This is a genomic window from Paenibacillus alvei DSM 29, from assembly GCF_000293805.1.
GTDB classification, from domain to species: Bacteria; Bacillota; Bacilli; order Paenibacillales; family Paenibacillaceae; genus Paenibacillus_B; species Paenibacillus_B alvei.
The window spans coordinates 615,062-626,604 of the sequence record NZ_AMBZ01000001.1 but is presented as its reverse complement, the minus strand read 5'-3'; the positions used below and the strand labels follow the sequence as shown (position 1 = coordinate 626,604).

Sequence of the window (11,543 nt, the reverse complement as noted above, 5' to 3'; positions counted from 1 at the left end):
TGTTTTACGTTACAGGAATCATCCCCTCGGACTCTGCAGGAACTAGATCAGGAATAAGATCAACTCCGAGCTCTGGCTGTGGGTCGGGCTCCTCGATGACGTCGACTGTCTCATACACTTCATGGAATGGCTGCGTCAATTCCTCAGGAGATGGCGACCCGATTATTGCTTGAACAAAGCTCGTCACTCCTTGCCAGTAACGTTCTCTATTCGTAGCATAAGCAGTACCATGACCAGCGCCTTCAATGAGAATCAGGGAGGAAGTAGCGCGCTTCGCTTCATGCAGTTGCTCACTCATCCATGTAGGCACGAAGCGATCCTCCTTACCATGAATGAATAAGACGGGCAAGTTGCATGTTCTCATAATGCGAATTGGGCTGACTTGCTCCATACGGAATCCTGCCTTCCGCTGAAGTAATCGATTGATAAGAGCCATGGTTGGCCAAGCAGGCATTTGATTCAGTATCTTTACTTGATAATGAATGAGCTGCGTCAGATCGGAATAAGGACAGTCTGCGACAATGAATTGTATTTGTGGCCTGCGGATGGCCGCATATTCAAGCACAGTGCCTCCACCAAGCGATTGACCATGCAATCCAATGATGCAATCTTTCCCCTTCCGGGAAATGAGCCAATCCACCCACATTTGTAAATCGTATTTTTCCTTGTAGCCAAAAGTGGTATATTTTCCTTCACTCTGACCATGCCTCCGCTGATCGACGAGCAAAATATTGAATCCTTGCTCGATGAACATATCCATGAATTGCGCCGACCAAGGAAGGGCTCCTGTGTAGCCGTGAACAATTAAAGCAATTCGACGTGAATGTGGATATTTTTCCACATACCAACCATACAGCATAATGCCATCATGGCTTCGAATGCTGACTTCTTCCTTGTTGCAGGCTTCGAATTGTTGACGGGTAAGTACGCCTTGCTGCTCAAGCATCTCCAGACATCGCTCATAGGTGGAACATTTGGAACGCGTCATATAATGAACGGCATAATGCGGAATGAGCCAGGCAGATAGTGCTAAAAAGATGATAATTCCAGATACAATCGGCGTCAGCATTGCTGGCAGACCTCCAATCACGTATCATTGGGTTCAAGCAGGTTGTCCGCGGATACATCTAGGATGTGCATTATGGATTTTTATTAACCGAATCTGGAGCAATCATTACGAAGGAATGTAGGATGTGCATAGAGGGTGTAGGATAAAATTGACGGCTCAGGTTGTCGAAAATATCATTTGAATGGTGAGGGTCAGATTCAGATACAGATTCGAGCTGTATTAAATGGGTATTGTCTACTGTTCTTTATTTGTACTTGAGTCCATTGTCCGTTACAATGGAACGTGGTAATTAGTAACGAATGCAAATGTCGTGGTTAACTTGAAATTGTATACATATGAAAGCCGGTAGCTGCTCCAAGCGGTTATATCGTATCCTCATAAGTATCGAACATAGAAATGCGTCGAATTGACTGTAAGCCTGTGTCGCATTTCGTCAAAAACGTTTATAATGATTGCATGGACAAGCCCCGCCTTTTGCGGGGTATTGCCTTGTTCTGAGCGGGAACTTGAGACGTTTCACGCCATATGCAACGAGCGAAAGGATTTGGAACAATTATGTGTGGCATTGCTGGAATATATCATTTTCATGATCAACAACCTTCTGAACAAGTAGTCCGCTCGATGATGGACTTGATTCACCATCGCGGGCCGAATGACGCGAAGCTATGGATTGGCGATCGTGTTGGACTAGGCTTCCGCCGTTTGTCCATTATCGACGTCGCTGTTGGGGCGCAACCGCTCAGCAATGAGGATGATTCGGTATGGATTATTTTCAACGGAGAAATTTACAACTATCAAGAGCTGCGCGAGGATCTCATTCATCGCGGACATCAATTCAAAACACATACGGATACGGAAGTTATTCTTCATTTGTATGAAGAGCATGGCTCGAAGTGCGTTCATCATCTGCGGGGGATGTTCGGCTTCGCCATTTGGGATCGCAACAAGCAGGAGCTGTTTATTGCGCGCGACCATTTTGGAATTAAGCCTGTATACTATTATCAAAATGACGAGATGTTCGTCTTTGGTTCGGAAATAAAGAGCTTGCTCGCGGTTCCTGGTGTTCAGCGCCAAGTGAACATGAACAGCTTCTATAATTATTTGACGTTCCAGTACGTGCCGGATCCGAACACGATGTATCAAGGAATCCATAAGCTGCCGCCTGCACACTGCATTACGATTCCTTTTGGCGGACAACCGGTTATCGAGAAGTACTGGGATCCAATGTTCGAGCCTGTGGATCGTCCATTGACACAAATAATCGAGGAAATTCGCGATGTTATGCGTGATTCCGTAGAGCACCACCTTCATAGTGAAGTGGAACGCGGCTGCTTCCTGTCCAGTGGAATTGACTCGACGATTACGTCGACTTTGATGCGTTCGATGGAACCGATCAAGACATTCAGTGTCGGCTTTGAGGGCGCGAACAATGAGACGATTATTGCGCGTGATACGGCAAAACAACTGGACACGGATCACTATGACCGCATCATTACACAGGAGATGTACTTCGACGCTGTGCCGCGTGCTATTTGGCACTTGGATGAGCCGGTAGCGGATCCGTCAGCAATCGCGTTGTATGAGGTTGCGCGTTTGGCGAAAGAGCATGTCACGGTCGTATTGTCCGGTGAAGGTGCGGATGAATTGTTCGGCGGATACCGCATTTACCGCGAGCCGCATTCGCTTCGTTACTTGTCTTGGATGCCTGAAGGCATGCAGCGCGCCGTACACAAGATGGTGCAGGCAGTTCCGTTCAGCTTCTACGGTAAAAACTACTTGCTCCGTGGAACGACGCCGCTTGAAGAGCGATTCCTTGGCAACGCGAATATTATGACAGACGATGCGAAGGTAGAGCTTCTGCGCGCAACGCAATCGGAGATTGCCGGGTTTACGAAGCCGTTCGATATCGCACGTACTTATTATGACCGTACACGCCACCTGGATCCGGTATCACGGATGCAGTATATCGATATGAACCTGTGGATGCCTGGTGATATCTTGATGAAGGCGGATAAGCTGACGATGGCGCATTCGCTTGAGCTGCGCGTTCCATTCTTGGATCGCAAAGTATTCGACGTTGCCCGCAGCATTCCCGCACATTATCGTATCGCGGAAGGCACGACAAAATATGCGCTTCGCAAAGCGATGCAGGGCATTATCCCAGATTCGGTATTGAACCGTCCGAAGCTCGGCTTCCCGGTTCCAATGCGCGACTGGCTGCGCACGGATCGTGCGAATATTTTGTGGGAAGAGCTGTCCGCTAGCGGCATTGACCACCTCGTCAATTTGACAGCGGTAGAGGATATGTTCCGCCGCCATAAGAATGGACAAGGCGATTATTCCCGTAAAATATGGACATTGCACGTATTCGCTTTATGGTACCGCACTTACATGAAGCAGCAATAAATCAGTCAATTATCGAGGGCAGTTCCCAATTAAAAGGGGCTGTCCTTTTTATGCTGTGTATTACCAAGAAATATTTACAATGTCACCCTCTGTATAACTAATGGCGCTCTATTTAGCCACAAGCAAAAAAGCAGCAAGCCAGATCCCTGACGGGAAAGGCTTGCTGCTTTTTTATTTGCATCTTATGATTAATTCGAAGAAGCTTGTGGCTGTGCGCTTAATGTGTCATCCGATCCTTCGCCAGTGGAGCCTGGTTTGCGCTTCTGCATCGCCTCACGGGAAATGCGTCCGTTGCCGATAAGCAGTGCAACAAAGATACCGAACACGATGAAGCCAAGGCCTGTCAGGAACACCGTGGAGAAGGAAGAAGACCAAGCATCCTTGATCGTATTCAACACATTCAACTTCAAGTCTTCAGGCAGTTTCAGCATATCGCTGTTAATGAGCATTTGATACAGTGTATTCGAATCTGTACCGGTTTTGCTCAAAACTGCTTGCGTTCCTGGATCAGCCTTCGCTGTTGCATCCGCAATATTTGTGGCAATAACACTATTCATGATAACGTTAAATAATGTCGCCCCGATTGTTGATCCGATAGAACGGAAGAACGTCGTAGCGGAAGTTACTGTACCAAGCTGCTCGCGTGGAAATGCATTTTGCACGTGTAATGATTGGCATAACCATTCCGATACCGAAGCCAAGTACGACCATGAACGAATATGCCATCCAAGTTGAAGTGCTGACCCCCATCGTGCTCATGAGATAGAAGCCAACGGCACTAATAACCATACCAGTCGCCATTACCACACGGTAACGCATGCGTAGAACCAGCTGTCCTGCCAAGATGCTGGCGATAATCAAAGCGATCATCATTGGCGTCATCGTAGATCCTGCTTGCGTTGGAGTTACACCAAGCACTCCTTGCATGAACATTGGCACGAACATAATAGCACCGAACATGCCGAGGCCTACGAGGAAGCCGAGTGCGACAGATACGTTGAAAATACGGCTCTTGAATAACGACATATCGATAATTGGCTCTGCTGCGCGACGTTCAATGAATACGAACAGAACGAACAGAAGCAGTGCACCTGCAAAGACTAGAATGCTCGTAGGAGAATCCCAAGCGTATTTGTCATGGTCGAGCGAAAGCCCGAGCAACAGTAAGACAATACCGGGGATAAGAGTGAAAATGCCGAGCCAGTCGATCGAGATCTTTTTGCTCTTATCTCGCGGCTCATCAAGTGACTTCATACCGATAAAGATTAAGACTGTTGACAACAAGCCGAACGGGACATTAATCAAGAAGATCCAGTGCCAGCTAATATGATCAACAATAAATCCGCCGAAGAATGGACCGATAACGGAACTAAGACCAAATATAGCACCGAATACTCCTTGCCACTTGGCGCGTTCCTGCGGGCTGAACATCATTCCGATAATCGTCTGGGACATTGGCATCAGCATACCGCCGCCAATACCTTGAATGGCCCGATAAATAATTAATTGTTCCATATTTACGGCAGTTGCACACAAGCCTGAACCGACGACGAAAATAAGCCATCCGGTCAAGTAAATGAACCGGCTGCCGAATAAGTCCGCTAATTTCCCGGCTAACGGAATGACTGCAGTTGAACAGATCATGTAGGCGGTCGTTACCCAAGCGAAGATAGCGAATCCGTTGAGATCCTTAATGATCGTTGGCATGGCCGTGCCGACGATCGTCTGCTCTAGGGAGCTGAAGAACATCCCCATGATCAGACCGAATAACACCATATTGCGGCGAGATGCCGCATGGTCTTTCACTGTGGCCATTTATTATCACCTTTCTTTCATGCCCTTTTATTATTTTTTGAGTGACTGACCTTCGGGTCAAAAAATAGCATGTTGATACTATAAATCGGTTTGACCGCGAAGTCAATTGTTTTGGAACTAAAATATTTTTCATAATATAATGTTTGTGGTATGGTAGGAATAACGTATCACACGATGCTGACTAGACGGTCAAAAAAGATTGAACCGAAAGTCATGACATACGGAGGACGGAACATGGAAGAGAAAAAACGACTCATTATGGAAACAGCGCTCTCGCTGTTCGCCGAAAAAGGGTACCATGAAACATCAATCCAAGAAATTGCTGAGCGAATCGGCATTGCCAAAGGATCGGTCTACTCCTTCTTTCGTTCAAAGGAAGAAATTTTGTTCACGATATTTGACCATTATCATCAGATGATGTACGAACTTGCACGCGACACGCTGGCAGATAATTTGCCGGCTCGTCAAAAACTCAGCAAGCTTATCCATATTTCACTTGAACAGTTCGGCAGATTCAAGCTGTTCGTTACACTGCAGCGCAAGGAGGCGCATTTGTACAAGAAGCGTGAAATTCGGGATATGGTGTTCGATTTTCGTGCTAAACGCTTCTTTACCTTCCGCCAAGTAGTAGCTGAAGTATACGGCCAGGAAGCAGAACCGTATTGGATGGACCTAGCAACAATTATTAGTGGTATGACCATCGAGTTCATGAGTTATGCGACATTTGATCGGAAAAATGTGGACTTTGATCGAGTATGCACATTTATTGTGAATATTCTGGATGCGACTGCCGAAGCACTTGTCCACAAACAGTCCGAACCCGTACTCACGATGGCGCTCATGAATGATTTTATGCGTTCTGGGCATGTAAGCATGTCCACCTCCCAGCAGCAATTATTGGATCAGGTATGGGTGCTGAAGGAAGTGGTGATGAGCGCACCTTTCAATTTGAAGCAGCGCGAAGAAGCCGAGCAGGCGTATACGGCTTTGGAGTCGGAAATATTAAGAGGAGGCAGCAAAACGGTAAATGCTCGAGCGATGGCATTGTTCCTGTGTTCGATGCCGGATGCCCGCATTGAGCAGGCCGCACGGGAAATTCTCGTTTTGTTGGAGCGCACCTGCAGTACAGAGGGTGAGGAACGGACATGCAAGCGTGGTTGAACAGAATTGACCCGATTACGAAGGGAATATGGCTTTTCGGGACAGGCCTTGCAGTGATGGTGAGTATGAAGCTGGCTTGGCAATGTGGCTGGTTTTCATCATTGCTAATTATCGGTCTGACAGGATCTGGTTGGACAATCTCTCGCTGGAGAATGGTAATAACTTTGCTGATTGGCTTCGCACTACCGCTGTTCATCTTCCAATGTCTTGTTTTGCCGGGGGAGAGTATTAAGTTGGAGATTTTCGGTATGACGTTAACCGAGGAAGCGTACCGTAATTCCCTGACGCTCACACTGCGTGCAATGACATTGTTCTTGTCATCGCTGCTGTTCGCTTCAACAACTGCACCACGCGATGTTGTTACTGCGCTTTCGCACCATATGCGCCTGCCGGATCGTTTCGCATTTTCCGTCGCGATTGCTCTACGATTTGTGCCCCTGCTGGCTGAAGAGGCGCGCAGCATCCGCGAGGCGCAGCGTCTACGTCAGCTTGCTGCACCTCAGGGAATCGGTGAACGCTTGCGCCTAACGAATCGATATGCAGCGGCTGTCATCTCTGGAGCGATGCGTCGTGTGCAAAATGTAGCAACGGCAATGGAGGCGAAGCAATTCGGATCGAAATATGCACGAACGTCATGGCGAACCTTGCGTTTTACTGGGCTTGGCATTTGTTTTGCAGCATTATCAGTTGCTGCAATGACTGTGACTATCTTAATAGGATAACTCCAAAAATATCATTCACGGAGTTGAGAGATTTGACTTGCATTTCCGGGCTATCCCTTGTAACGTTAATGATGATTCATGTGTTATGGGTTAACATATGATTAACAATAGCATTACATAAGTTGAAGAAAGAATTGGGGATGAGTCATCTATGAAGATGGAAAATGGAACAACCGCAGTGAATGATAGCTTCTCGCTGCGGTCTCTTACATTGGCGGACTGGGTGCTTATGGCACTTCTCGCAGCAGTGAATGGTGTTATGACGGGCGGATTATCCTGGGTTAATAAGCTGCTTCACTCCGTTGGAGGACCAATGCTGACTTCTACGATTGTAGGGCTGTACATGATATATGGCCTTCTTGCTATATATGTTATCCGCAAGCCAGGGGCAGCATTGGTAACATATGCACTTGGAGCGTGTGTTCAAATACTGATTGGTTCGGCATATGGGGCATGGTCTTGTATTGCCGCCGCAGCCTGTTATGCAGTTATTATTGAGCCATTGTTTTATTTATTCCGATATCGTCAGTACAATTGGTTATCCATGCTATTCGTAGGTACGGCCGCGGTGCCGCTGTGGTTCGTCGTGTCGGCTTTTATGTTCGGTTATATCCACTATGAGACGTGGGTACTTATTGCTACCCTTATAATCCGTTGTATTAGTGGTATGCTGCTGTGCGGCGCCCTGACCAAAATCATTGGTGACCGATTAGCCTCGACGAGAGCTTTGCGTCCATTTGCGCTAGGAAGAGCGTATCGTGGGCAGTAGTGTAGAGGAGGCCAGTTGTAATGGGAATTCAACAGTTTAATGAGGTCATGCGCGCTGAGCGTGTGGCCTTTACTTATTTTGGCGAGTCTAAGCTTACACTTCATTCATGCAGTTTTTGTATTCAGTCGGGTTCAGTTGTGTTGGTGGCAGGAGGAAATGGAAGCGGCAAAACAACGCTTCTCAAGCTGCTGGCAGGTACAATGCAGTCTCATGAGGGCCAACTGCAGGGTGAAATCACTTATGGCATGCATCAAGATGGGACGGCGCCTATGATGGGCTTCATATTGCAAGAGGCCAAGGAGCAGTTTGTCATTGGGATCGTTGAGGATGAGCTTGCTTTTGCTCCTGAAAATCTTGGCTTGCCGCGCACAGTCATTGTAAATAGAGTGGAGGAGCAGCTTGAAAGGGCTGATTTACGTGATCTCCGCTTGCGTCAGGTACAGCAGCTATCCGGAGGTGAGCAGCAAAGGACAGCCGTAGCGTCTGTTCTGACAATGGAGCCAGATGTGCTTCTTATTGATGATGCATGGAGCCAGATGGATAAGGAATCCCGTAATCGTCTGTCGGAGCAGCTTCAAGCTTGGCATGGCCAAGGCAGAACAATTATATTAGCCGTGTCGCGTTTGGATGAGCTTGCTGCGGAATGGCAGCATGGTTGGATTCGGGAGGCACATCTGCTACTGTTGCACAATGGGAGAATGGTGTATGATGGAAAGATGCCTGCGTATCCAACAGGAACTGGCTTGAATGATCAACCACGTATGAAGGATGATTTGCGCATCCTGAAACTTTGCCGTGAGGCAGGAATTGTTCCCCCCCAGTGGGGACGGAGCGCAACTACATTGGATATAACGATACAGGCGCCATGTGGTATACAGAAAGATGAAGGCGAACATTTTTGCCATGATCGTAAGATAGAAACACATCATCGCGCTGCATGCGAGGACAAAGTGGTACTGTCCGTATCCAACTTGAACTATTGCTATCATCGAAATGCGGACCAGAATAGGAAAGATTCCGGAACGAACGCGCTCCATAAGGTTTCCTTCCAACTAAAGGCAGGGCAGTGCATGCTGCTGACCGGAGTGAATGGATCGGGGAAGTCGACGTTATTCCGCATCCTTACAGGCAGCTTGTTGAAACGCTCGGGAAGGATAGAGGGAAAAATTCAAATAGTAGGGAAAGCTGTATCGAAGCTTCGTACCTATGAATTGGCGCGGCTTATAGGATTTGCCGCACAGCAGCCGGAATCCGGATTTTTTGCAGCATCTGTACAGGAGGAGCTGCGAGATGCACTCCTTACAGCGAATCAGTGCGGGCAATTGCAGATTGAGGAAGAGATGATGGAAGGGCAAGCCGTATATGCATATGAACAGGTTGAGCGGGAAGTGGGGTACCGGTTGAGGCAATATCATTTATGGGATGTGAAGCATGTGCATCCGCATGATATGCCTGCTGGATTGAAGCGGCTGCTGAGTCTGGCGATCGCATCTGCGCACGAACCGGGGATTATTATGCTGGACGAGCCAACAGCTTCACTGGATGCAGCGCATGCAGCCTTCGTTCGCGACTGGTGTCTGAGTCAAGCCGAGCGGGGGCGAGCGCTGCTTGTTGCAACACATGATGGCATTTGGCAAGACGTAAATCACCCTCGGTTGGTGCATGCTAAGATGGATCGGGGTTCGCTCCATATTGACGTATAAAGGGAACTTTATTTATTCGGAAAAGCAGTACGATTTAGAACACGAAGGATGGGTATTCATGGGGAACGAGGCTTCTATGCAAGCGGGACGAAGTCGTAAGCTCGTCACGCTCGCGCTTTTATTGTCGACCTTTTTGGCGGCAATTGAGGTAACCGTAGTAAGTACAGCAATGCCGAAGATTGTTGCTGATTTAGGTGGACTTTCCTTGATTAGCTGGGTATATGCAGCGTATTTGCTCACGACTGCGATTTCAACGCCGCTGTTCGGCAAGCTGGCTGATTTGTATGGCCGCAAGAACATATTTATCATTGGCTCCGCATTGTTTGTGGGCGGATCGATGCTGTGTGGATTGTCGGGCAATATGACGCAAATGATCATATTCCGTGCTCTTCAAGGAATAGGGGCGGGGGCTGTGCTTCCTGTTACCTTTACGATGGTAGCAGACATTTACACCTATGAGGAGCGGGCCAAAATCCAAGGCCTATTCAGCTCGATATGGGGGATTGCGGGGCTGGTCGGTCCGTTAGTTGGCGGATTTTTCGTCGATTCCTTATCCTGGCACTGGATCTTTTTCTTCAATGTTCCGTTCGGCATCGTGTCGGTGTGGATGATCATCGTATGCTTCCACGAGAAGGTGGAACGCAAGGACAAGCCAATTGACTATGCGGGTGCAGCGACATTTTCCATTGGAATGACGGCGTTTTTGTTTGCGATTATTACAGGAGGTCAGGGGATTGCGTGGAATTCTCCTTGGATGTTCGTGCTCCTTGGCGTAGCGGCAGTGTTCCTTATTCTCTTCTTCCGAATTGAAGTCAAGGCGAAGGAGCCGATGGTTCCGCTTAAGCTGTTTCGCATTCGCGACATTGCAGTGTCGAATCTCGTCAGCTTCCTTGTAAGTGCCGTGCTGATTGGAATTAGCTCCTACATGCCGCTGTGGACACAGGGCGTACTTGGGCAAAATGCCTCCAGCTCGGGATTATCGTTGACCCCTATGTCGATTGGCTGGTTGATTGGCTCTATTGTAGGCGGCCGTATGCTGATCCAAATTGGCGCACGTGTGACCTCGACGCTCGGAATGATTCTGATCGTAATGGCTTCGATATGGCTTGCAACGATTACAGGAGAGACATCGATCTTCATCATTGTCGTAATCATGTCATTGGCGGGTCTGGGCTTTGGTTTGTCGTTCACGGTGTTCACGATTATCGTTCAGTCATCTGTGGACTGGAGTATGAGAGGAGCTTCTACTGCGTTGAACACGTTCGTGCGGGCATTGGGGCAGACACTCGGCATTGCTGCTTTTGGTACATTCTTGAACGCGAGTATTGCGTCAATGGTATCGGGTGCAGGTTCAGACATATCCTCGCGTGTCTCAAGTGATGATTTGAGCAAACTGTTGAATCCAGAAAGCGCACACTCGCTGTCCTCTGATTTAATGAGTACGCTGCGATCTTTCTTAGAAACGGGTCTAGGTCAAGTATTTCTCTTAATGGCAGTCATTGCCGTGATCTGCCTCGTGTGCATGCTGTTCATGCCAAAGCCAGCTGCATCGGAGAAGTCATCCAAGCATAACCAACCTTCTGCACCGTCTCACTAGAGTGAATGCGTTGATACTAAATTCAATGGGTCTGATCTCCCAGGCATTTTAGTCAAAAACGGTAATAAGTCCGTTCTTCCTGCAGCTTGAACTGTATGGGAGGGCGGATTTTTTTATTTAAGATTTGTTATTTAAAGGATCATACGCGGTTATTGATCGCGGCGGTAGTCAAGAATAATGTGCTTGTTGTACGTTGCAAATAAATCATTCTACATTATTCTCCATAAAAGTAGGAAATTTTGGATTTGTGTCGAAGTATTTTCGGAATAGGAGAAATGAACTGCTTCCAACTGTAAAGGAG

The 11,543-nt window shown here is 47.7% G+C and carries 9 protein-coding genes; 6 read left to right on the top strand and 3 right to left on the bottom strand.

The features are described from left to right. Positions 1–4 precede the first annotated feature (4 nt). Complete coding sequence (locus PAV_RS02895; protein ID WP_005543391.1) at positions 5–1,069, bottom strand: alpha/beta hydrolase; 1,065 nt, start codon at positions 1,067–1,069, stop codon at positions 5–7. A gap of 555 nt (positions 1,070–1,624) precedes the next feature. Between PAV_RS02895 and asnB the strand changes: the two genes are divergently transcribed. After that, positions 1,625–3,475 (top strand): asparagine synthase (glutamine-hydrolyzing), encoded by a 1,851-nt coding sequence (gene asnB / locus PAV_RS02890; protein WP_005543390.1) that lies wholly within the window; start codon positions 1,625–1,627, stop codon positions 3,473–3,475. Between the two features lie 188 nt (positions 3,476–3,663). On the opposite strand, the gene PAV_RS37125 is transcribed toward asnB, so the two are convergent. Further along, positions 3,664–4,032 carry a hypothetical protein gene (locus PAV_RS37125; RefSeq protein ID WP_005543389.1) on the bottom strand — a complete coding sequence of 123 codons (369 nt, stop codon included), beginning with the start codon at positions 4,030–4,032 and terminating at the stop codon, positions 3,664–3,666. A gap of 7 nt (positions 4,033–4,039) precedes the next feature. After that, entirely contained in the window at positions 4,040–5,290 is a 1,251-nt protein-coding gene (locus PAV_RS02885) for an MDR family MFS transporter (protein WP_005543388.1), read from the bottom strand. A gap of 234 nt (positions 5,291–5,524) precedes the next feature. Between PAV_RS02885 and PAV_RS02880 the strand changes: the two genes are divergently transcribed. The 5 genes from PAV_RS02880 (at position 5,525) to PAV_RS02860 (ending at position 11,242) form a co-directional block, all read left to right on the top strand. Further along, the gene (locus tag PAV_RS02880; RefSeq protein ID WP_005543386.1) at positions 5,525–6,451 is read left to right on the top strand and encodes a TetR/AcrR family transcriptional regulator; all 927 of its coding nucleotides are present in this window, start codon (positions 5,525–5,527) and stop codon (positions 6,449–6,451) included. Next, entirely contained in the window at positions 6,436–7,173 is a 738-nt protein-coding gene (locus PAV_RS02875; RefSeq protein ID WP_005543383.1) for an energy-coupling factor transporter transmembrane component T family protein, read from the top strand. Before PAV_RS02880 ends, PAV_RS02875 begins: the two co-directional genes overlap by 16 nt. Positions 7,174–7,324: 151 nt before the next feature. Next, positions 7,325–7,942, top strand: a complete 618-nt coding sequence (locus PAV_RS02870) for an ECF transporter S component (protein ID WP_005543381.1) — start codon at positions 7,325–7,327, stop codon at positions 7,940–7,942. A 20-nt stretch (positions 7,943–7,962) separates the two neighbouring features. Beyond that, a complete protein-coding gene (locus PAV_RS02865; protein ID WP_005543379.1) occupies positions 7,963–9,645 on the top strand; it encodes an ATP-binding cassette domain-containing protein in 1,683 nt (560 codons plus the stop codon). 58 nt (positions 9,646–9,703) lie between these two features. Next, complete coding sequence (locus PAV_RS02860) at positions 9,704–11,242, top strand: MDR family MFS transporter (RefSeq protein WP_157266555.1); 1,539 nt, start codon at positions 9,704–9,706, stop codon at positions 11,240–11,242. Positions 11,243–11,543 lie beyond the last annotated feature (301 nt).

What these genes read in the sequence shown, in the direction of transcription:
- PAV_RS02885 (WP_005543388.1), bottom strand. Translation starts at nt 5,290, where the DNA reads ATGGCCACAGTGAAAGACCATGCGGCATCTCGCCGCAATATGGTGTTA.
- PAV_RS02865 (WP_005543379.1), top strand. Translation starts at nt 7,963, where the DNA reads ATGGGAATTCAACAGTTTAATGAGGTCATGCGCGCTGAGCGTGTGGCC.
- PAV_RS37125 (WP_005543389.1), bottom strand. Translation starts at nt 4,032, where the DNA reads ATGAATAGTGTTATTGCCACAAATATTGCGGATGCAACAGCGAAGGCT.
- asnB (WP_005543390.1), top strand. Translation starts at nt 1,625, where the DNA reads ATGTGTGGCATTGCTGGAATATATCATTTTCATGATCAACAACCTTCT.
- PAV_RS02875 (WP_005543383.1), top strand. Translation starts at nt 6,436, where the DNA reads ATGCAAGCGTGGTTGAACAGAATTGACCCGATTACGAAGGGAATATGG.
- PAV_RS02880 (WP_005543386.1), top strand. Translation starts at nt 5,525, where the DNA reads ATGGAAGAGAAAAAACGACTCATTATGGAAACAGCGCTCTCGCTGTTC.
- PAV_RS02860 (WP_157266555.1), top strand. Translation starts at nt 9,704, where the DNA reads ATGGGGAACGAGGCTTCTATGCAAGCGGGACGAAGTCGTAAGCTCGTC.
- PAV_RS02895 (WP_005543391.1), bottom strand. Translation starts at nt 1,069, where the DNA reads ATGCTGACGCCGATTGTATCTGGAATTATCATCTTTTTAGCACTATCT.
- PAV_RS02870 (WP_005543381.1), top strand. Translation starts at nt 7,325, where the DNA reads ATGAAGATGGAAAATGGAACAACCGCAGTGAATGATAGCTTCTCGCTG.